Annotated in this window: 16 protein-coding genes and 1 pseudogene; 13 read left to right on the forward strand and 4 right to left on the reverse strand. The window is 75.3% G+C overall.

Annotated elements, in window-relative coordinates:
* The 9 genes and pseudogenes from ACFWOG_RS28740 to ACFWOG_RS28780 form a co-directional block, all read left to right on the forward strand.
* Positions 1 to 262, forward strand: a pseudogene (locus ACFWOG_RS28740) (hypothetical protein); the annotation flags it as partial.
* Complete coding sequence (locus ACFWOG_RS28745) at positions 259 to 1416, forward strand: glycosyltransferase (protein WP_380361655.1); 1158 nt, start codon at positions 259 to 261, stop codon at positions 1414 to 1416. The pseudogene ACFWOG_RS28740 and the gene ACFWOG_RS28745, both read left to right, overlap by 4 nt.
* Before the next feature lie 72 nt (positions 1417 to 1488).
* The gene (locus ACFWOG_RS28750; protein WP_380361657.1) at positions 1489 to 2565 is read left to right on the forward strand and encodes a GNAT family N-acetyltransferase; all 1077 of its coding nucleotides are present in this window, start codon (positions 1489 to 1491) and stop codon (positions 2563 to 2565) included.
* Positions 2565 to 4259 carry a hypothetical protein gene (locus ACFWOG_RS28755; protein WP_380361659.1) on the forward strand — a complete coding sequence of 565 codons (1695 nt, stop codon included), beginning with the start codon at positions 2565 to 2567 and terminating at the stop codon, positions 4257 to 4259. Before ACFWOG_RS28750 ends, ACFWOG_RS28755 begins: the two co-directional genes overlap by 1 nt.
* Positions 4249 to 5442, forward strand: a complete 1194-nt coding sequence (locus ACFWOG_RS28760) for a DegT/DnrJ/EryC1/StrS family aminotransferase (protein ID WP_380361661.1) — start codon at positions 4249 to 4251, stop codon at positions 5440 to 5442. The genes ACFWOG_RS28755 and ACFWOG_RS28760 overlap by 11 nt, the downstream gene beginning before the upstream one ends.
* Positions 5443 to 5569: 127 nt before the next feature.
* Complete coding sequence (gene mscL, locus ACFWOG_RS28765; protein WP_380361663.1) at positions 5570 to 6043, forward strand: large conductance mechanosensitive channel protein MscL; 474 nt, start codon at positions 5570 to 5572, stop codon at positions 6041 to 6043.
* A 504-nt stretch (positions 6044 to 6547) separates the two neighbouring features.
* Entirely contained in the window at positions 6548 to 7381 is an 834-nt protein-coding gene (locus ACFWOG_RS28770; protein WP_380361665.1) for a DUF6643 family protein, read from the forward strand.
* A 387-nt stretch (positions 7382 to 7768) separates the two neighbouring features.
* The gene (locus ACFWOG_RS28775) at positions 7769 to 8647 is read left to right on the forward strand and encodes an MOSC N-terminal beta barrel domain-containing protein (protein ID WP_329949294.1); all 879 of its coding nucleotides are present in this window, start codon (positions 7769 to 7771) and stop codon (positions 8645 to 8647) included.
* 333 nt (positions 8648 to 8980) lie between these two features.
* Positions 8981 to 11386, forward strand: coding sequence for a right-handed parallel beta-helix repeat-containing protein (locus ACFWOG_RS28780; RefSeq protein ID WP_329949295.1), 2406 nt, complete (start codon positions 8981 to 8983; stop codon positions 11384 to 11386).
* 334 nt (positions 11387 to 11720) lie between these two features.
* Here ACFWOG_RS28780 and ACFWOG_RS28785 read toward each other — a convergent pair whose 3' ends face one another.
* Positions 11721 to 12887 (reverse strand): PLP-dependent cysteine synthase family protein, encoded by a 1167-nt coding sequence (locus ACFWOG_RS28785; protein ID WP_355405869.1) that lies wholly within the window; start codon positions 12885 to 12887, stop codon positions 11721 to 11723.
* A 239-nt stretch (positions 12888 to 13126) separates the two neighbouring features.
* Entirely contained in the window at positions 13127 to 14305 is a 1179-nt protein-coding gene (locus ACFWOG_RS28790; protein WP_329885285.1) for an ROK family protein, read from the reverse strand.
* Between the two features lie 116 nt (positions 14306 to 14421).
* Between ACFWOG_RS28790 and ACFWOG_RS28795 the strand changes: the two genes are divergently transcribed.
* On the forward strand, positions 14422 to 15735 hold the full coding sequence (locus tag ACFWOG_RS28795; RefSeq protein WP_380361668.1) for an MFS transporter: 1314 nt from the start codon (positions 14422 to 14424) through the stop codon (positions 15733 to 15735).
* 160 nt (positions 15736 to 15895) lie between these two features.
* Positions 15896 to 16483: a HutD family protein gene (locus tag ACFWOG_RS28800; RefSeq protein WP_380361670.1), complete on the forward strand. Its 588-nt coding sequence runs from the start codon at positions 15896 to 15898 to the stop codon at positions 16481 to 16483.
* A 91-nt stretch (positions 16484 to 16574) separates the two neighbouring features.
* Here the strand turns inward: ACFWOG_RS28800 and ACFWOG_RS28805 are convergent, their stop codons facing one another.
* A complete protein-coding gene (locus ACFWOG_RS28805) occupies positions 16575 to 17558 on the reverse strand; it encodes an esterase/lipase family protein (RefSeq protein WP_380361672.1) in 984 nt (327 codons plus the stop codon).
* A gap of 114 nt (positions 17559 to 17672) precedes the next feature.
* Here ACFWOG_RS28805 and ACFWOG_RS28810 point away from each other — a divergent pair, with 114 nt between their 5' ends.
* Positions 17673 to 19100, forward strand: coding sequence for a PucR family transcriptional regulator (locus tag ACFWOG_RS28810; protein WP_380361674.1), 1428 nt, complete (start codon positions 17673 to 17675; stop codon positions 19098 to 19100).
* A 40-nt stretch (positions 19101 to 19140) separates the two neighbouring features.
* On the opposite strand, the gene ACFWOG_RS28815 is transcribed toward ACFWOG_RS28810, so the two are convergent.
* Positions 19141 to 19899 (reverse strand): DapH/DapD/GlmU-related protein, encoded by a 759-nt coding sequence (locus tag ACFWOG_RS28815; RefSeq protein ID WP_329885268.1) that lies wholly within the window; start codon positions 19897 to 19899, stop codon positions 19141 to 19143.
* 206 nt (positions 19900 to 20105) lie between these two features.
* Here ACFWOG_RS28815 and ACFWOG_RS28820 point away from each other — a divergent pair, with 206 nt between their 5' ends.
* Positions 20106 to 20882, forward strand: a complete 777-nt coding sequence (locus ACFWOG_RS28820; RefSeq protein WP_380361676.1) for a maleylpyruvate isomerase family mycothiol-dependent enzyme — start codon at positions 20106 to 20108, stop codon at positions 20880 to 20882.
* Positions 20883 to 20937: the final 55 nt, after the last annotated feature.

The following is a 20937-nucleotide window of genomic DNA, read 5'->3' on the forward strand; positions in this document are numbered from 1 at the left end:
GCCCGACTCCCCGCACGGACCCGGCAACGCGCCGGGTCACGGGCCAGGTCACACGCCGGGTCACGCGCCGGAGCGCGGCCCGGGGACCGGCGCCCGCGGCACGGACGGCCCCGACGGCAACGGTCACACCGGCCGCCCCGGCCTCGGCCGCGGCGTCAACGGGCGCAGCCCACGGAGCGGCGCCCCGGGAAGCGACCACGGCGGCGGCCGCGGCAGCGACCACGGCGAGCCGGCCCTGCTGCGCGAGGCGGAGGAGCGGTGAGCGCGCCGGCGCACGGCACGACGGACGAGCCCACCCGGGTGCTCTGGCTGGCCAAGGGCCTCGGACGCGGCGGCGCCGAACAACTGCTGCTCAACTGCGCCCGCCACGCCGACCGTTCGCGCTACCGGATCGAGGTCGCCTACGTCCTGCCGTGGAAGGACGCGCTCGCCCCGGCGCTCACCGAGGCCGGCGTCCCGGTGCACTGCCTCGGCGGCGTCCCGGGCACGCCCGGCCGGGCCGACCCGCGCTGGCCGCTGCGGCTGCGCCGGCTGATCGCCGACCGCCGATACGGCCTGGTCCACACCCACATGCCAGTCCCGGCCGCCGCCGCCCGGCTGCTCTCCCCCACGGTCGCGCCGGCGCCACGCCTGGTGCACACCGAGCACAACGTCTGGGACCGCTACCGCACGGCCACCCGCTGGGCCAATGCCCTCACCTACCGGCGCAACGACGCGGTGATCGCCGTCTCGCACGCCGTCGAGCGGACCATCCCGGCGGACCGGCGCCGCCCCGGCGACTGGGTGACCGTGGTGCACCACGGACCGGACCTCGCCGGTGCCCCCGAGGGGCCGGCCGCCCGCGCCGCCGCCCGCGCCGGACTCGGGCTCCCGGACGACGCGTTCGTGGTCGGCACGGTCGGCAACCTGACCCCGAAGAAGGACCAGGCCGCCCTGCTCGCCGCGCACGCCGCGCTGCGCCGCCGCCGCCCGGACGCCCGGCTGGTGCTGATCGGCGCCGGGCCGCTGGAGGCCCGGCTCCGCGCCCTCGCCGCCGAACTCGGCCTGACGGACGCCGTCCTCTTCACCGGATCGCGCGCCGACGTGCCCGAACTGCTCCCCGCCTTCGACGCGTTCACCCTGAGTTCGCGCCAGGAGGGTTTGCCGGTCGCCCTGATGGAGGCCATGACGAGCGGTCTGCCGGCCGTGGTCACCCGGGTCGGCGGCATGCCCGAGGTGCTGGACGACGGCGACCAGGGGTTCCTCGTGCCGCCCGGCGACCCCTCCGCCCTGGCCGACGCCCTCGCCCGGCTCGCCGACGACCCCGAGCTGCGCACCCGGCTCGGCGCGGCCGCGCGCGAACGGTCGAAGCGGTTCGACGTGGCCGGCGCGCAGCGGGCCGTGGAGGCGGTGTACGCGCGGGTCCTGCTGCGCTGACCTCCCCCGTCCCCCGCCGGAGTACCGAATCTGCCCGTGCCCCCGACCACCGATGGGAGAGCGAGTCCGGACGTGAGCGCCCTGCCCGCCCGCGCCGAGCCGGCCTTCCGCCCGCTCGCCGAGTCCGACCTCCCCGCCGTGCTCGACCTGCTGACCGCGTCCCTCGCGGGCGGTCCGACCGGCACCCGCACCGCGGAGTTCTTCACCTGGAAGCACCGGCGCAACCCGTTCGGCGCGAGCCCCGGGCTGCTCGCCGAGACCGCCGACGGGCGGATCGTCGGCGTCCGGCTCTTCCTGCGCTGGCAGTGGCACCGGGGGGACGGCCGCACTGTGGCCGCGGTCCGCCCGGTGGACACCGCCACCCACCCGGACTTCCAGGGCCGGGGCATCTTCCGCCGGCTCACCACGGACCTGCTCGACCAGGTCGCCGACGAGACCGAGCTGGTCTTCAACACACCCAACGGCAACAGCCTCCCCGGCTACCGCACGATGGGCTGGCAGGAGCTGGGCCGGGTGCCGATCGCGGTTCGGGCCGTCCGGCCGGCCGCCTTCGCCCGCGGCGCACGCGCTGCGCTGGTCCGCCGCCCGGCCGGTCGGGCGGCGGACCGACCCGTCGGCCCGACCTGCCGACTGCCCACCGCGGCCGACTGGTTCGCCGACCCCGCGGGCGGCGGGGCGGCGGGTCCCGTGGCCGAACTGCTCCGCGAACGGGCCGCCGCCGACGCCGCCGACCACCGCCTGGCCGTCCGACGCACCCCGGAGTTCCTGCGCTGGCGCTACGGCGAGGCCCCCGGCCTGGACTACCGGGTCCTCACCTGCCACCGCGGCGCCGAGCTCACCGGGCTGGCCTTCGGCCGCCCCCGACGGCGCGGACCGCTGGCCGAGTTCACCCTCTCCGACGTGGTGGTCCGCCCCGGTGACCGGGACAGCGCCGCCCGGCTGCTGCGCGCCGCCGCCCGCGAGTCCGGCTGCGACCACGTCGCCACCCACCTCTCCCCCGGCACCGAAGCCGCCGGCGCCGCACTGCGGGCCGGCTACCTGCACGCCCCCCGGACCGGTATGACCCTGGCCGCCCGCACCCCGACCGGACCCACCCCGCTCACGCTGGCGGACTGGCGGTTCGGTCTCGGTGACCTGGAGGTGTTCTGATGCCCGGTCCGCCGGGGGCGTCAGGGACGTCCGCGCCGCCCAGGGCCTCCCCGCACGGCGCCGCCCGACCACCCGCCCGGGGCGGCCGGCCCCGGCCCGGGCTCCCGCGAGCGGCCCTGACCCGCGTCCCCTGGCCGTCCGCCCTCGCGGCAGCCCTGGTCACCGGCTACGTCACGGTCTTCGTCCTGGCCTCGGCGCACACCTCGTACGACACCTGGGGCGCGCTGCTGGTCCTGCCGGCGCTGATGGCCGTCGGCACGCCGCTCCTGGCCCGGGTCGCCTCCGCCAATCCCGAACGGAACATCTTCCGGCTGCTGCTCCTGGCCATGACCGCCAAGCTGCTCTGCGCCTTCCCCCGCTATCTGATGGCCTTCGTGCTGTACGGCGGCGCCGCCGACGCCAAGATGTACCACCAGGAGGGCATCGAGCTCGCCGCCTACCTCGACCAGGCCGACCTGCTCACCGGCGTCCACTACGACCTGGGCATGAAGGTGGCCGGCACCGGCTTCATCATCATCGTCACCGGCGTGGTCTACGCGATCACCGGGCCGTCGCTGATCGGCGGCTTCCTGGTCTTCTCCTGGATCGGGTTCTGGGGCCTGCTGCTGTTCTGGCGGGCCCTGCAGATCGCCTTCCCCGAGGCGGACACCCGCAGGTACGCGAAGCTCGTGTTCTTCCTGCCCTCCCTGCTGTTCTGGCCGTCGAGCATCGGCAAGGACGCCTGGATGATGTTCTGCCTGGGCCTCACCACGTACGGCACCGCGCGCCTGCTGGACCGCCGGTTCGGCGCCCTCGCCTGCATCGTGCTCGGCTCGCTGGGCACCGCGATGGTCCGCCCACACGTCACGGCCCTCGCCGGAGCCGGGCTGATGGTCGCGTACGTGCTGCGCCGGCGACCGCGCCAGGTGACCGCGCTGGGGCCGTTGCGGACCATCCTGACCGCCGTGGTGCTGGGCGCGATGGCGGTCCTGATGCTGCAGCAGGTCTCCACCTTCTTCGGTACCGACGGCACCGGCGGCGACGCCGTCAACCAGGTGCTCTCGGAGACGTCCCGGCGCACCAGCCAGGGCAACTCGATGATCAACGCGAGCGCGCCCGAGGACGCCTCGCCCGAGTTCGGTCTCAACCCCGCGGGGCTGCCGGTCGCCGTGGTCAGCGTGCTGTTCCGGCCCTTCCCGTTCGAGGCGTCCAACATCCAGAACCTGGTCCAGTCGGTCGAGTGCTTCGCCCTGCTGGTCATGTTCGTCCGGGCCTGGCCGCGGCTGAGCCGGATCCCGCGGCTGTTCGTGCAGCGCTCGTACGTGGCGTTCGCCGTCGTGTACACGCTGCTGTTCTGCTGGGCCTTCTCGACCATCAACAACATGGGCATCCTGTCCCGGGAGCGCGTCCAGGTGCTGCCGATGGCGCTGGTCCTGCTGGTCGTCCCGGCCGCCGCGCCGACGCGCGGGGCCGTGAGGAAGCGCCGGCCGCCACCGGTGTGGCGGGTCGCGCCGGGCCAGTGGGGCACCCGGCGGACGTCCGCTCCGCCGACGCCGCCGCCCGCCCCACTCACCGGACCGGCCTCGCTCACCGGACCGGCCGGACCGCACGAACCGCACCCACCGTTCGAACCGTTCGAGCGGTCCGGACGGCAGCAGTCGCCGTCGCCGGGCAGTCACCGTCCCAGGGGGGATCACCCGCACCATGACCACTGACACCCTTGCCCTGCCCGCCGCCCTCGGCGGCACCCCCGCCTTCCCGGCCGGGCTGCCGCTCACCCGGGTCCAGGTCCCCGACCGCGCCGCGCTGCTGGAACGGCTCGGCACCGTGCTGGACAGCGGGCAGCTCACCAACGGCCGGACCGTCGCCGAACTGGAGGAGACCGCCGCCGGATTGCTGGAGGTCCCGCACGTGGTGGCGGTCTCCAACTGCACCGCCGGCCTGATGCTGGTGCTGCAGGCCGCCGGGGTCGACGGCGGCCGACCCGTGGTCATGCCCGGCTTCACCTTCTCCGCCACCGCGCACGCCGCCCACTGGGCCGGCGGCACCCCGGTGTTCGCCGAGGCCCGCGAGTCGGACATCACCCTCGACCCGGAGGACGCCGCCGCCCGGCTGGCCGCCGCCGACCGCCCGGCCGCGCTGATGGCGACCCACGTCTACGGCACTCCCTGCCAGGTCGAACGGCTCCAGGAGGTCGCCGACGCCGCCGGGGTCCCGCTGGTGTACGACTCGGCGCACGGCTTCGGCAGCCGCCGCAAGGGCGTGCCGATCGGCAACTTCGGCTACGCCGAGGTGTTCTCGATGAGCCCGACCAAGGTCGCGGTGGCCGGCGAGGGCGGCCTGGTCGCCACCCACGACGCCGACCTCGCCCGGCGGCTGCGCACCGCCCGCGACTACGGCAACCCGGGCGACTACGACACCCTGTTCCCCGGCCTCAACGCCCGGATGAGCGAGCTGCACGCCGCCGTCGGCCTCAACTGGCTGGCCGGACTGCCCGATCGGGTGGCCCACCGGGGCACACTGGTGGGCGAGTTCGCCGCCGTGACGGCCGGCCTGCCCGGGCTGCGGCTGGCCCTGCCGGAGGACGGCGACATCTCCACCTTCAAGGACCTCACGCTCATCCTGGACGCCGCCGAGTTCGGCCTCACCGCCCGCCGGCTCGCCGACGTGCTGCGGGCCGAGGGCATCGACTCGCGCCGCTACTTCCACCCGCCGGTCCAGCGCCAGCGCGCCTACGCCCACCTCGGCCAGGCCGACGCGCTGCCGCTCACCGACCGGCTCGCCGACTCGGTGCTGACCGTACCGCTGTGGTCCCAGATGGACGCGCCCACCGTCCGCCGGGTCGCCGAGGCCGTGGCCCGGATCCAGCCGTACGCGGAGCGCCTGCGCGCAGCCTGACCCGGCCGCGGCCGGTTACGCACATCGGGTGAACGCGGCTGGACCGCGGGGCCACCCGGTCGGCAGGATGTCCGGCCGGGGCCCGCGGTCCCATCTCACCCTCTCCCGTACGGATTTGGAGTACCCGGTGCTCAAGGGATTCCGCAGCTTCCTGCTGCGCGGAAACGTCGTCGACCTCGCGGTCGGCATCGTGATCGGCGCGGCCTTCACGGCCGTGGTCACCGGGTTCGTCACGGCGTTCCTCACCCCGTTGATCGGGGTCGCGACCGGCGCCGTCGGCGACTTCACCCAGAAGACCTTCGACGTGGCCGGCACCCGGTTCCCGTACGGCGTCTTCGTCAACGCGGCGATCGGCTTCGTGCTGGTCGCGGCGGTGATCTACTTCGTCGTGGTGGTGCCGGTCGGCCGCCTGCAGGCGCGGCTCGACGGGGACAAGACGGCGCCGGCACCCAAGGCGGACTGCCCCGAGTGCCTGAGCAGGATCCCGGTGGCGGCGGTGCGCTGTTCCTTCTGCACCTCCGAGGTGGCCGGCCGGCCGGGCTTCCCCGCCCAGGCGGTCCACCAGTCCGCGCACCAGCCCGCCCCCCAGGCGGCGCCGTAGCCGGTCCCGGAGACCGGTCCCGGAGACCGGTCCCGGAGTCGGCGCAACCTCGCTGACCAGCACCGACCCCGATGTCGGGGCCGGCATCGGGGTCGGTGTCCGGGGCCGGTGGCGGATTCGGCCACGGGGCCGGTGACGGGTCGGCCCCGGGAGGCCTCGCCGGGCTCCCGGGAGGGCTCACCGGGACTTTATCCCCGAAACATTCACGAGCCCCCGTCGCGCCGTCGGCGGGGGCTCGAAAGCGCCGGCGCACAACCTGCCCGCAGAACTTTCTTCGACCGGTCCCGACCCGGCTACCGGCCGGTCACCGCACGGCCCTTCGGCGACACCGTCCGGCCACCGTTCGACCCCGCACGCTTTCCCGGGAGTGGCCGAAACCGGCCGCCAGAATGTCCGTTCTTCACACTTTCGAAACTTTTGTTCGGGCGAAGCTTGTGTAAACACTCGAACTGCTCGGCCTCCCGCTCTCCTCAGCAGGCTCATTGTGGGCTTACCGTATGCCCCATGACCTCGCCCCGCTCCTACGACGGAGTCGGCTACCCCCCTCCGTCCTTCTCCTCCGGCACGCCCATCTACGACAGCCTCGTCGCAGAGCGCGGTGTCCCGCAGATCGCGCCCATCAACGTGCCGGCCGCCCTGCCGCCGGCCCTCTCGTCCGGTTACGGATCCGGCCTCACCGCCCCTTCCTACGAGAACCGGTACGGCACCGGGTACGACAGCCCCGGCAGCAACCTCCCCGCGCTGCCGCCGGCCCGCCTCGCCCTGGGCCCCGGCCCGAGCAGCGCACCCTCCAGCGGCCCCGCGACCACGTACATCCCGGCGCAGTCGGCGCCCGCGTACGCCGCCGCGCCCCAGCCGCCCGTCCCCGGTTACGGCGGCCCCCAGCCGTACCTGCCCGGCCAGCGGCCGCAGGCTCCCGCACCCGGCTTCTCCCAGGCGACCACCGGTGGGTACCAGCCGTCCGGCGGCCAGAGCTTCGGCGGCCAGAACACCTTCGTCGGCGGCCACGGCCAGCAGACCTTCGGTGCGCAGCCGGCCGGCGGCCCCGGCGGCCCGCAGCACCAGGCCGGCCAGCCGCAGGGCGGGGCGCCGTCCTTCGGCGGCCCGCAGGGCTTCGGCGGCGGACCGACTCCGGGCGGCCAGGGCTACACCGGCCAGGGCTTCAACGGGTCCGGTTTCAACGGCAACGGCGACCAGTCCTTCGGCGGCGCGCAGCTCCGCCCGGCCGTCACCCCGGTCGCACCGGTCCGTCCGATGCAGCCGCAGCGCCCGGCCCCCTACGGGGAGCCCGCCCAGTTCCAGCAGGGCGGCTACCAGCAGCAGGGGCAGGGCTACTGAACCCATCCGGAGCCGCTGAGCTCACCCGGGCCGGACCCCACCCGGCCCGCACCCGCACCACCTGAGCACCACCCGGCGTGGCCAAGGCGTCGGGCGTACGGAGAAACGGGTCATCCACGGACCGCCCGGAACGCCGCCCCACCGGCGTACCGGGCGGTCCGTGCGCGTTCGCGGACCCGCGCGCCCGGGAGTCCGCGCGCCGGATCCCCCGCCGATCGGGTGCAGACCGGGCGCGGGCCGGACCGGGCCGGACCGGGCGTCGGCGAGACGCCGGGCAGAGGTCGCCCGGCGGCGCGGGGCCGCCCGGCCGAGGAGCCGCTCGGAGTGCCGCGGGCGAGCCCCCGACGGGGCCGCCGCCGCCCCGGGCCGTGCTGGCAGGATGGGGGAATGCAGCTCACCGGACTCCACGTCTACCCCGTCAAGTCGATGTACCGACTGAGCCCGGACAGCGCCCGGGTCGAACCGTGGGGCCTGTCCGGCGACCGGCGCTGGATGCTCACCGACGCCACCGGCCGGTTCGTCAGCCAGCGCGAGGACGCCGCTCTCGGCCAGGTCCGCACCGGGCTCCTCGCCGACGGCACGCTCGTCCTGACCGTCGCCGGCGGCAGCCGCGCCGAGATCCCCGCCCCCGCCGTCGCGGACGGGGACCCGCTCGCCGACGTGGAGGTCTGGGGCACCCGGTTCCGCGCCGCCGAGGCCGCCAAGGAGGCCCAGCTGTGGATCGCCGAGCACGTGGGCGACTACCGGCTGGTGCACCTGGACGACCCCCGGGTCCGGCCGGTCGACCCGACGTTCTCCGCGCCCGGCGACACCGTCTCGATGGCCGACGGCTTCCCGCTGCTGCTCACCACCACCGCCTCGCTGGCCGAGCTCAACGCGCTGATCGCCGCCGAGCACCCGGAGGGCCACGAGGAACTGCCGATGGAGCGGTTCCGCCCCAACGTGATCGTCTCCGGCGGCGAGCCGTGGGCCGAGGACGGCTGGCGCCGGATCCGGATCGGCGCGCTGACCTTCCGGGTGGTCAAGCCGTGCGGGCGGTGTGTGATCACCACCACCGACCAGGAGAGCGGCGACCGGCGCGGCCCCGAGCCGCTGCGCACCCTGGCCCGGCACCACCGGCTGCTGAAGAAGGCCGCGTTCGGGCAGAACCTGATCCCCGAGCGGCCGGCCGGCGTGGCGGGCGACGTACTCGGTACGCTCCGGCTCGGCGACGAGGTCGAGGTGCTGGAGGACGGCGCGCACTGGCCGGCCGACCAGCGGGTCTGACCCCCGCGCCCCCTCCGCCGCGGGCGTCGGCGCCGACTCCCCTTCGCGGCGCACGGCACCCGCGCCGCCCGCCCGGCCGGGCGGGCCGACGCCCGTACCCGCGTCCCGGAACCGCAAGTGTGCGCGCTCGTTGAAGCATGTGGTGAACCCGCGACGGTCCCCGGGCCGTGCGGCGGCGGGCGGGCGGGAGCATCCGCCCGGGCGCGCTACGGTGGGCGGACGGCCGCACACCCGCGTGCACCGCTCCCGTCTGCGTCGCACGAAGGTGAGTCGCATCCGCGCGCGTCCGGTCCGTAGATCGCCGGCTCGATGAAGGTGGGACGACAGACCGTCATGGCTGAGCACAGGGTCCGGGTCACTCAGGACAGCGCATCCCGCTGGCGGCGCCGCGCCGGCGAGTACGACACACTCGCGGAGGCCCTGGCCGCCGCCGAGCCGGGCGACACCGTGACCGTGCGACCGGGCACGTTCCGGGAGAACGTGGTGCTGGACAAGCCGGTCACGATCGTCCCCGCCCAGGGCGCCGGCACCGTCCGGATCGACCCGCCGGGCGGGGTGCCGCTGACCGTCACCGCTGCGGCGACCGTCCGCGACCTGGTGATCGAGGGCAGCGACAGCTCCGTCCCGGCGGTGCTGGTGACCGGGCCGGCAGCCACGCCCTCGTTCACCGGCTGCCGGGTGGAGACCCGGTCGGCGGCCGGGGTGGAGGTCACCGGGGGCGCCCGACCGACCCTGAAGAGCTGTGTGGTGGCCAACCCGGCCGGGCTCGGCCTCCGGCTGCGCGGCGAGGGGACCGCGGCCGCCTTCGAGGACTGCGAGGTGTCCGCCGCGGGCCAGGCCGGGCTGGCCGTGCTCGGCGGCGCCACCGCCGCCCTGGAGCGGTGCCGGGTGCACCACGCCTCCGGCGCCGGCGTCCTGCTCTCCGACCCGGGCAGCGCGGCCGAGCTGACCGGCTGCGAGATCTACGAGATCCGGGGCAGCGGCGTCCAGGCCGAGGCGCAGGCGGGCGGGCGGCTGGTCGACTGCGACATCCACCGGGTCACCGGCAACGGGCTCACCCTGGACGGCGAGGCCGAGCTGGTGCTGACCGGCTGCCGGGTGCACACCCTGCCCGAGAACGGCGCCGACCTGCGCGGCCGGGCCCGGCTGAGCCTCGTGCACTCCACCGTGCGCGACTTCGGGCGCGGGGCGCTCTCGGTCTGGGACCAGGGCACCGAGGCGACCGCCGAGTCGTGCAAGATCCACGGTTCGACCGGCGAGTACCCGGCCCTCTGGGTGAGCGACGGTGCCCGGCTCACGCTCACCGACTGCGCGCTGCACGACCTGCCGGACGCGCTCTTCGTGCTGGACCGCGACTCCGCCGCCGTCGCCGAGGGCTGCTCCTTCAGCCGGATCCGCAGCTCGGCGGTCTCGGTCAGCGGCGGTGCGACGGTCAACCTCACCGGCTGCCGGGTCCAGGAGGCGGGCACCGGGCTCTGGTTCCGCGACCACGGCAGCGGGGGTCTGATGACCGGCTGCGAGATCTCCGACGTGGCGACCGGCGTGATCGTCACCAAGGGCGCCGACCCGGTGCTGCGCGACTGCACCGTCCGGGCCGGCTCGGACGCCGGCGTCTACGTCTCGGCCCAGGGCCGGGGCACCTTCGAGGACTGCCGGGTGTCGCACGGCAAGGGGTTCGGCTTCCACATCATCGACGGCTGCCGCACCGTGCTGACCAGGTGCCGGGCCGAGCAGAACGAACGCGCCGGCTTCGAGTTCTCCGAACCGGGACCGGTGGTGGACGGCTGCACCTCGGACGACGTGGTCGCGGCGCCCACGACGGCCCTCGACGTACCGGCCCCGCGGAGCGCCCAACTGACGGCCGCCGCAGTACCGTTGGCGTCCGCCCTGCCGGCCTCCTCGGCGATCGGCCCGATCCCCGACTGCCGCCCCGCCGACGAGGCGCTCGCCGAACTCGACGGCCTGGTGGGCCTGGCGACGGTCAAGCAGGAGGTGCGGACGCTGATCGACCTGATCTCGGTCGGCCGGAGACGGCAGCAGGCCGGGCTGAAGGCGCCGTCGCTCCGCCGCCACCTCGCCTTCACCGGAGCCCCCGGCACCGGCAAGACCACGGTGGCCCGGCTCTACGGCGAGATCCTGGCCTCGCTCGGCGTGCTGCAGCGCGGTCACCTGGTCGAGGTGGCCCGGGTCGACCTGGTCGGCGAACACATCGGCTCCACCGCGATCCGCACCGCCGCCGCCTTCGACCGGGCCCGCGGCGGAGTCCTCTTCATCGACGAGGCCTACGCGCTGGCCCCCGAGGACGGCGCCCGCGACTTCGGCCGGGAGGCGATCGACACCCTGGTGAAGCTGATGGAGGACCACCGGGACGAAGTGGTGGTCATCGTGGCCGGCTACACGAGCGAGATGGAACGCTTCCTCTCCGCCAACCCCGGCGTCTCGTCCCGCTTCTCACGGACCGTCAGCTTCCCCGACTACTCGGCGGACGAGCTGCTCCAGATCGCCCGCGCCCAGTGCGCCGAGCACGAGTACGCCCTCACGGAGGACACCGCGAGCGCCCTCCTCGACCACTTCGCGGCCATCGAACGCGGCCCCAACTTCGGCAACGGCCGCACCGCCCGTCAGGTCTTCGAGACCATGGTCGAGCGCCACGCCATGCGCGTCGCGCAGCTCGCCGACCCGTCGACGGAGGAACTCCAGCTTCTCGTCCCCGACGACCTGCCCACGGCCGGGCGGTGACGGACGGGCGGTGACGGACGGGCGGTCAGGACGGTCCGGACCACTTCGGTGAAGGTCTCCGGGTCCCGGGCGCCGGCGACCTCCGTGACCGGGCCGGCCAGGGCCGCGACGGCCTCCCTGCGCGGGGCCGGCTGACCGTCACCGCCTCCCAGCCCTCGGCCTCGACGAGGGCGCGTGCGGTCCGGATGGTCAGCCGGTGCCGCTCGGCACGTTCGCGCTGACCGGCGCGCTGTTCCTCACCGAGCGCCGGCGCACCGCCTGATCACCGGCGCACCGCCTGATCACCGGCGCACCGTCTGATCCAGGGCGCGCGGCCCGGTCCGGGGCGCGGCCCTCAGCCCGTCCAGGCGCCGCCGGCCAGGAACGACTCCAACGCGGCCCGGTGCGGGGCGATGTCGATGCGCTCGCCGGCCAGCCACTCGTCCGCGTAGTACTTGTCGAGGTAGCGGTCGCCCGGGTCGCAGATCAGGGTGACCACGCTGCCGCGCTCCCCCGCCGCCCGCATCTCGGCGACGATCCTCAGCGCGCTCCACAGCCCGGTCCCGGTGGACGCGCCCGCCTTCCGGCCGAGCACGCCGTCCAGCACCCGCACGGCGGCGATCGAGGCGGCGTCCGGGACCTTCATCATCCGGTCGATCGCCCCGGGCACGAAGCTCGGCTCCATCCGGGGGCGCCCTATCCCCTCGATCCGCGAGCCGCTTCCGCAGACCGCGTCCGGATCGTGTCGGACCCAGCCGTCGAAGAAGCAGGAGTTCTCCGGGTCGGCCACGCAGATCCTGGTGTCGAACTGCATGTAGTGGACGTACCGGGCGATGGTCGCCGACGTGCCGCCGGTACCGGCGGTGGCGACGATCCAGGCCGGTTCGGGGTGCGGTTCCAGCCGCAGCTGGGCGAAGATCGACTCGGCGATGTTGTTGTTGCCGCGCCAGTCGGTGGCCCGCTCGGCGTAGGTGAACTGGTCCATGTAGTGGCCGCCGGTCTCCTCGGCGAGCCGCGCGGAGGCCTCGTAGACCTCGTCCGAGCGGTCGACCAGGTGACACTCCCCGCCGTGGAACTCGATCAGGTCGATCTTGGCCTGGCTGGTGGACTTGGCCATCACCGCGACGAAGGGCACCCCGACGAGCTGCGCGAAGTACGCCTCGGAGACGGCGGTGGAACCGCTGGAGGCCTCGATCACCGGCTTGCCGGGGCGGATCCACCCGTTGCAGAGCCCGTAGAGGAAGAGCGAGCGGGCCAGCCGGTGCTTGAGCGAGCCGGTGGGGTGGGTGGACTCGTCCTTGAGGTAGAGGTCGATCCCCCACTCGGCGGGGAGCGGGAAGCGGAGGAGGTGGGTGTCGGCGGAGCGGTTGGCGTCCGCCTGGACCTTGCGCACCGCCTCCTTGAGCCACGACCGGTACTCCGCGTCGGAACGGTCGACGTCGACGGTCGGCTCGACGACCGGCCCGACGACCGGCTCCGCCTTCGGTGCGCGATCCGGTTCGACGATCGGCTGGGTACCCATGGCCACTCTCCTCGTGCGGGTGGATCGAGTCCTTCGAAGTCCCCCTCGAATGCTCACTACGAGTGTACGAGAGTCACGATAAGTGACCGTATGTGAAGCCCCAGCTTCCGCTTATCGCCCCGGGCGCCCCACCCGCCCCACGCCGAACGGGCCCGGCCCGTTCGGCCCGGCCGACCCGGCCCGTCCCGCCCTCCCGTTCCGACCCGTCCGGACCACCCGGCCCTGCCCGTTCAGCCCTTTCAGCCCGGGACCACCGACTGCGGGTCCGCCAGGTACGGCAGCCACCCCAGCTCGGCCGCCCCCGCCAGCGCGCTGTGCGCGAGCTCGGCGCCGACGATCGGCACCCGCCCGCTGCGCCCCCAGAGGCTGCGCTCGGCGACGACCGCGCGCAGCCGCTCGGGCGCGGCCTCAAGGAGGTCGCGGTGGAGCCCGCTGAGCACCACCCGGTCGGGGTTGAGGATGTTGGCGACGCCGGCCAGCCCGAGACCGAGCCGGTCGATGACGTGCTCGACGGCCGCCCGCGCGCGCTCGTCGTCGGCGGCGCGCCGGCAGAGTTCGCGCGCCTGGTCGAGCGGCGGGCGGTCGCGGTCGGGGGTGAGCCCGGCGGCGGCGAAGAGCGCGTCCGGGTCGGTCTCCGAGTTGAGGCAGCCCCGGTTGCCGCACTGGCAGGGGCGCCCCTGCGGGTCGACGGTGAGGTGGCCGACCTCCAGGGCGAGGCCGGCGCTGCCGGTGTGCAGCCGGCCGTCGATGACCAGTGCGCCACCGACGCCCCGGTGGCCGGAGGTGACCAGCAGCAGGTGCCGGGCCCCCCGCCCGGCGCCGTGCCGGTACTCGGCGAGGGCGGCGAGGTTCGCGTCGTTGGCGATCGCGGTGGGCAGCGGATCGAGCGCGCGCGGGCCGTGGTCGGCACGGCCCACCTCGACGTCGTACAGGTCGGCGACCGGGGTGCCGCTGGGCCAGGCGAAGTGCAGGGCGGCGAGCGCGGTGCCGTCCGGTTCGGTGACCGGGTTGGGCAGCGCGAGCGCGGCACCGAGGCAGCGCCGGTCGGTCTCGCGGGCGAGTTCGGCGCCCGCCTGGGCGACCGCGCGCAGCAGCCGGACCGGGTCGGTGGCGGCGGGCAGCGGGAGGTGGACCGGCGGGTCGAGCAGCCCGCCGAGTCCGGCCAGCGTGACGCTCAGCCCGTCCGCGTGGATCTGTCCGGCGACCACCACCGGGCCCGCGGGATCGATGGCGAGCCGGTGCGAGGGGCGCCCCCGTCCTCCGCCGGCCGGGCGGGAGTCGACCGTGATCAGGCCGAGCGACTCCAGTTCGGCGGTGACGGCTCCGGCCGTGGCCCGGGTGACGTCCAGCGCGCGGGTGAGCGCCGAGCGGGTCGGGGTCTGACCGGTGTGGATGAGCGAGAGCGCGGGGCCGAGCAGCGTCCGTCCACGGTCGGGGGCCGCGCGGCGGTGGGCGTCGCGCTGCGCGTCGGAGTCGGCCCCGGAGCCGGGCTTGGGACTTGAAGGTGTGAGCTGCACGCGCCTATTGTTACTTTGTGCCGCTCCGAAACAAAATCCGTCCCCCCGCCCCCGCCGACCGGCCGTCCGTCCAGTCTCGCAGCAAAGCGTCCGAACCCCACAGCTCCGGCCACGACCCCGCCGCCGCCGACCCCTCCGCCCGCGCCCTCTGGAGCACCGCCCGGATCGCGCTCACCGCCTTCTTCGCGGTCGACGGGTTCCTCTTCGCCGCCTGGGTCGTCCGCATTCCGGACGTCCGCAGCCAGGTCAACGCCTCCCACAGCGCCCTCGGACTCGCCCTGCTCTGCGTGTCCGCCGGGGCCGTCGCCACCATGCCGATCGTCGGGCGGCTCTGCCTGCGCTACGGCTCGCGCCCGGTCACCGTCGCCTCGCTCGCCCTGCTCGCCCTGGCCGTCCCGCTGCCCGCCCACACCCACTCGGTGGCCACGCTCGGCGGCGTCCTGCTGCTCTTCGGTGCCGGCTACGGCGGTGCCAACGTGGCCATGAACAGCGCCGCCGTCGAGATCGTCGCCGAACTCCGCCGCCCCGTCATGCCCAGCTTCCACGCCGGGTACAGTCTCGGCGGCCTGCTCGGCGCGGGCGCCGGCGGCCTGCTCGCCGGTTCGATCACCGCCGGCTGGTCGCTCGCGCTCGGTGGTCTGCTGGGCCTGGTCGTCACCGCGGTCGCGGGTGTCGCGCTGCTCCGCAGCCCGGCCGCACGCACGGCGCCGCCCGTCGCCGCAGCTCCCCTCACCGTTCCCACCGGCACCGGCACCGGCACCGGGAGCGGGGCCGGGAACGACGGCAACCCGACGCACGCCCGGCTGCTCATCCTCCTGCTCGGCCTCACCGCGCTCTGCACCGCGTACGGCGAGGGCGCCGTCGCCGACTGGACCACCCTCCACCTCACCGACGACGTCCACGCGGGCGCCGGACTGGCCGCAGCCGGCTACGCGGCCTACGCACTCGCCATGACGACCGGCCGGGTCGGCGGCACCTGGCTCTCCGTCCGGCTCGGCCAGACCCGGCTGATGTTCCTCGGCGGGCTCACGGCGGCGGCCGGGATGCTGCTGGCCGCACTCGCCCCGGCGGCGCCGCTCGCCCTGGCCGGCTTCGTCCTGGTCGGGCTCGGCCTGGCCAACATATTCCCGCTCGCCATCGCCCGGGCCGGCGCCGAGGGCGGCCCGAAGGGGGTGGCGTTCGCGTCCACCCTCGGCTACGGCGGCATGCTCGTCGGCCCGCCCGTCATCGGGTTCCTGGCCGACGCGACCAGCCTCCCGGTCGCCCTGACCAGCGTCGCGGTCGCCGCCACCGTCGCGGCCGTCCTCCCCCTCACCGCCCGCCGCCGCTGACCCGCCCGCCCCGTCACCCCCGCCCGCACGCCCCCGCCCGCACCCGGCCCGGCCCGGAGCCGACGACGGCGTGGGCACCGCGGCCGACGGCGCCCGGGCCCGCCTCCCGGCGGACCGCCCCCGGGGTCCCGCCCCTCCCCCACCGTGCGAGGATCGCGCCATGACGAGCAGCAACGGACCGGTCCAGCTCCTGCGCGCCACCGAGCGCCCCGCCACGGCGTGGCGGAACGGCGGCGGGGTGACCAGGGAGGTCGCCGGGCACCCCGCAGGCTCCGGGCTGGACGAGTTCGGGTGGCGGGTCAGCCTCGCCGACGTCGCGTCGGCCGGTCCGTTCTCCGCCTTCCCGGGCATCGACCGGGTGATCACCCTCGTCGAGGGCGAGGGCATGGCCCTGACCGTCGACGGCGCCGAGCACGTCGTCGACGCCCCGTTCCGTCCGTTCGCCTTCTCCGGCGACGCGGCCACCAGCTGCCGGCTGCTCGGCGGCCCGCTGGTCGACTTCAACGTGATGACCCGGCGCGGCCGGGTCACCGCCGACCTGCTGCTCGCGGACACGCCCCGCACGGTGGACGTCCCGGCCGGCGCCGCCGTCCTGCTGGTCTGCCTGTCCGGCACCGCGACCGCCGGCTCCACCCTCCTCACCCGCTACGACGCCGCGCTCCTCGGATCCGCCGGTCCGTACGACCTGCGACCCGAGGGCGTGACCGCCGTGGTCACCTTCCGCACCGCCGGGCCGTCCGCCGCCTAGCCCGGACACACCGCTGCGCAGGAAGTCGGCCGGTCCGACGTCCTGCGCAGCGTCGGTGGCCACCGCGCCGGCCACCGCTCCTCCGTGGGCCTCAGCCGCAGATCACCGGTGTGGCGCGCCCCGGATCGAGGGCGTTGGTCACCAGGTGCAGCGCCGTCGGCGAGAAGGCGATCGCCACGTGCTCGGCCAGGGAGACCGGGCAACGGTCCTGCAGAACCACGTTGTTCACGTTCGGCCCGGTCAGGAACTGGGTCCGGTACGGCGTGACGACCTCGTCGTACACGGTCGCGATCACGGTGTAGCGGACACCCGGCACGGTGTCCGGCTTCGAGGCCATGGTCCGGTTGAAGTCCGAGCCCACCACCTGGTCCCGGCAGGCGGCGCAGACGGTGTAGATCAGCTCGGCGACCCGGGGGAGGTACGGGGCCAGGTTGGCGATCCCGGAGAGCGTCGTCCCGTGGTTGGAGGGCGCCAGCCCGATCACCTTGTCGACCTTCGCCGCGCCCCCGAGGAACTTCAGGTAGTAGTTCGGCAGCATGCCGCCCTGCGAGTGGCCCACGACGTCGACCTTCGCCGCGCCGGTGGCACCGCGCACCAGGTCGACGAAGCGGCCGAGCTGGGCCGCCGACTCCGCGACCGGGCCGAGTCCGCCGATCGGCAGCAGCAGCCCGCTGCCGGACGAGGTGACGCCGGGGATCATCCCGTAGTCGAGGGCGAAGACGCAGTACCCCTTGCTCTTCAGCAGGGGCGAGAGTGCGAGCCAGTTCTCGTACCGGTTCGCGAAGGTGCCGTGCACCAGGACGACCGGGTTCGGGTGCGCCGCGCCCGGCCGGCAGTTCCAGTCGTTGGCACCGGGCGGCGAGGCCACCGGGTCGCCGTCCGGCGGGAGTTCACCGGCCGGGGCGAGGTCGGCGGAGGCGACGGCGGCGGGCGCGGTGGGGGTCGCGTCCGCCGCCCGAGCCGCCCCGGCCGTCCCGCCGGCGAGCAGCACGCCCGCCAGCAGGGCCGAGCCGAGTGGACCGAGGATCCTGCGGTGTACCGGTCTTGCGGCGAAGCGGAGAAGTGGGGTTCTCAACTGTTGCCTCCACGGCGGAAGTTTGTTACCAACAGGTAACCCGAGTGGCTCCATCATGCGGTCGCCCCTCCGACCTGGCCCTTGGGTGTCCCCCAGACCTGGACGGTGATCCCTGTGACCGGTCACAATTCACCCGCCCGCACCACCGATTGGCGGATCCCCGTGATCGGCGGCGTCCCCGCCGACCAGCGCCTGCTCGGCGCCGTTCCGGAGTTGGTCGAGACCGTCGTCGCCGCGCTGCTCGACCGGGTGCCGGCCTACCGCCGGCTGCCCCGCGAGCAGGTCACCGGCGAACTGGTCCAGGTCACCGAGCGCCGGATCCGCGCGCTCGCCCAGGCCGTCCGGACCGGACTTCCCTCCCCCGCAACGGAGTTCGCCGCCGTCCGGGAGGCCGCGGCGCGGCGGGCCGAGGAGGGGGTGCCGCTCGACGCCGTCCTGCTCGCCCACCACCTCGGCCTGGAGGTCTGCTGGGAACTGGTCGCCCGGCACGCCCGCGACGGCGACGCGGCCGACCTGCTGGTCCTCAACCGGCTGCTGCTCGACCAGCTCCGCCAGGCCACCGCCGCGGCCGGCGCGGGCTACCTGGACGAGCGGCGCACCGGCCCCGACGAACGGCAGACCGCCCGGCACGCCCTGCTCACCGCACTGCTGGACGGCGCGCCCGCCGTGGAGGCCGCGAGACGCGCCGGCCTCCGCCTCCCGTCCGCGTACGCCGTGCTCTGCCTCGCCGTCGCCGACCATCCGGACGAGCGGTCTCCCGACGTCGACCGGGCCGTGGCCGGCCACCGCAAACTGCGCCGGCTGCGCACCGAACTCGACCACGCCACCCGGCAGTCGGCGCTGTCGGCGCTCTCGGTCACCGGCGGGGTGGTCCTGGTCCCGTTGGAGCAAGCGCCGAACGCCGTACCGGAGGCCGTCTGGCAGCGGCTCGCCGACACGGTGGACCGCACCGCACGCGCGGCGGGCGTCACCGTCCGGGCCGGCGGGTCGGCCGCCGGGCCTGACGGGGTGCCTGCGGCGGCGGCACTCGCCGACGAGGTGCTCCAGGTGGCCCGGGCCGTCGGCCGACCGCCCGGGCTGCACCGGCTGGACGACCTCCTGCTGGAGTACCAGCTCTGCCGGCCCAGCCACGCCCGCGGCCGACTCGCCGCGCTGCTCGCACCGCTGGAGGACGGCGGGGAACTGCTCGCCACCCTGCGCGTCCACCTGTCCGGCGGCCTGAACCGCCGTCACACCGCACAGGTGCTCCATCTGCACCCGAACACCGTCGACTACCGGCTGCGCAGGATCGCCGTCCTCACCGGCCTCGACCCGGCCCGGCCCGCCCACCTGCCGCGCATCACCGCCGCCATCGCCGCCCGCGACGCGGAACGCGACACCGGCCACCGCGCCGTTCCGGCCGGCCCACCGGGCCGCGGCGACCTCCCGAGCGTCCCGGACCCCAAGGACCACCAGGGCCGCCAGGGCCGCCAGGCCCCTCCGGGCCTCCTTCGTCGCTCGGATCACTCAGGCCGCTCGGAGCCCGCCCAGGAACCGACCTGACACGGCTCCCGGCCGCCGCCGCCTTCCCCCACCCCCGGTCTCAGCCCTCCGACTCACCGGGCAGCCGCAGGTCCCACCCCGCCAGCGCCCGCAGCTGCGCGGCGGTCACGTCGTCGGGCAGCGGTCGGGGAGGCTCGCTGCGGAACGGCGGTTCCCACCCCTCCGCCTCCGTCCAGCGGCGGACGACCTTCGCCGGGGCACCCGCCACCACCGTGTGGTCCGGCACCTCACCCCGCACCACCGAACCGGCCGCGACGACGACGTTGCGGCCCAACCGGGCACCGGGGAGGATCACCGCGCCGGTGCCGATCCAGCTGCCCGAGCCGATCTCGACCGGCTCGTTGCGCGGCCACTGCTTGCCGATCGGCAGGTCGGTGGACCGGTACTCGTGCGCCTGGTCGGATATGTAGACGCCCGGACCGGTCCAGACGTCGTCGCCGAGCACGATCGACTCGTGGCCGACGATGTGGCTGTCCCGGCCGATCACGCAGCCGCCGCCGATCCGGACGATCGGCTCGGGTCCGAGGTCGAGCCCCGGCAGGAAGCCGGCACTGATCGTGACCCGCTCACCGATGATCGAGAACGGGCCGATGGTGATCCACTGCTCGTTGAACACGGCCCCGAGCGGGAACGTCAGCTTGGTCCCGGCGCCCAGCTCGCCGAACCGGTACGGCCCGGGGCTCTCGGTGGACACCGCGCCGGCCCGCTGGACCCACTGCCAGCCCCGGTGGACGGCGCGGCCCGCGGCTCGCCGGCCGACGGCCCGGGCCGCGGTGTACAGGGAACGCGTGATCGGCATGCGCTCACGTTACCGGTCCGTACGACGCCCCCGGCGTCGAGGCGGCCAAGGTCACACGGCCACCGCAGGACGGCCCGAGGGTGCACCCGTGCGGCCCGGTCGCGGTCCACCGGCACCCACCGGAAGCCGCCGACGGACCGCCCAATCCGGCCGACCGTCCCGGCGGCCGTGTCCGAAAGCCGCCAGTACTGCGAGACTCCCCGACCATGGAGATCACCGAACACCTCGAAGCGCTGCACTGCGAGGGCAGCCTGCTCGCGAACGCCGCCGCCGGCACCGACCTCTCCGCGCCCGTCCCCACCTGTCCGGACTGGCGGCTGCGCGATCTGCTGCTGCACACCGGCCAGGTGCACCGCTGGGCGACGGCGACCGTCCGCGACGGGCACCGGAGCCGGATGGACGCCGACGGCGAACGCGCCGCCTGGGGCCCGGAGCCGGACGACGCCGAGCTGGTCGACTGGTTCCGGGCCGGCCACTCCGCCCTGGTGACGACGCTCGCCGCCGCCCCGGCCGACCTGGACTGCTGGACCGTCCTGCCGACGACCGGCCCGCTGGCCTTCTGGGCCCGCCGCCAGGCGCACGAGACCGCCGTGCACCGCTTCGACGCGGACGCCGCGGCCGGGACCGAGGGCCCGGCGGTCGGCCCGGCCCTCGCGCGGGACGGGATCGACGAGCTGCTGCGCGGGTTCATGACGCTCAGCCGCGGTCGGGTGCGGAGCGACCGGCCCAGGACGGTACTGGTCCGTGCGACCGACGGCGACGGGGGCGAAGGGCCGGGCTCCTGGCTGCTGACCGTCAGCCGGGAACCGCTGACCGTCGAACTCGCCGACGACGCCCCGGCCGCCGACCTGACGCTCACCGGCCCGGCCCGTGACCTCTACCTGCTGCTCTGGAACCGGCTGCCCCCCGATGCCGGGCGCGTGGCCCGTTCCGGGGACCGGTCGCTGCTCGACCTCTGGCGCGAGACCGCCGTCATCGGCTGAGGCCGGCGGGGCCCGGGCCCGGCGGCCCGGCCCCGCCCCCCCCCCCCCCCCCCCA

It is taken from the genome of Kitasatospora sp. NPDC058406 (assembly GCF_042722765.1).
GTDB lineage: Bacteria > Actinomycetota > Actinomycetes > Streptomycetales > Streptomycetaceae > Kitasatospora.

What these genes read in the sequence shown, in the direction of transcription:
- ACFWOG_RS28800 (WP_380361670.1), top strand. Translation starts at nt 15,896, where the DNA reads ATGACGAGCAGCAACGGACCGGTCCAGCTCCTGCGCGCCACCGAGCGC.
- ACFWOG_RS28780 (WP_329949295.1), top strand. Translation starts at nt 8,981, where the DNA reads ATGGCTGAGCACAGGGTCCGGGTCACTCAGGACAGCGCATCCCGCTGG.
- ACFWOG_RS28755 (WP_380361659.1), top strand. Translation starts at nt 2,565, where the DNA reads ATGCCCGGTCCGCCGGGGGCGTCAGGGACGTCCGCGCCGCCCAGGGCC.
- ACFWOG_RS28785 (WP_355405869.1), bottom strand. Translation starts at nt 12,887, where the DNA reads ATGGGTACCCAGCCGATCGTCGAACCGGATCGCGCACCGAAGGCGGAG.
- ACFWOG_RS28815 (WP_329885268.1), bottom strand. Translation starts at nt 19,899, where the DNA reads ATGCCGATCACGCGTTCCCTGTACACCGCGGCCCGGGCCGTCGGCCGG.
- ACFWOG_RS28820 (WP_380361676.1), top strand. Translation starts at nt 20,106, where the DNA reads ATGGAGATCACCGAACACCTCGAAGCGCTGCACTGCGAGGGCAGCCTG.
- ACFWOG_RS28775 (WP_329949294.1), top strand. Translation starts at nt 7,769, where the DNA reads ATGCAGCTCACCGGACTCCACGTCTACCCCGTCAAGTCGATGTACCGA.
- ACFWOG_RS28760 (WP_380361661.1), top strand. Translation starts at nt 4,249, where the DNA reads ATGACCACTGACACCCTTGCCCTGCCCGCCGCCCTCGGCGGCACCCCC.
- ACFWOG_RS28770 (WP_380361665.1), top strand. Translation starts at nt 6,548, where the DNA reads ATGACCTCGCCCCGCTCCTACGACGGAGTCGGCTACCCCCCTCCGTCC.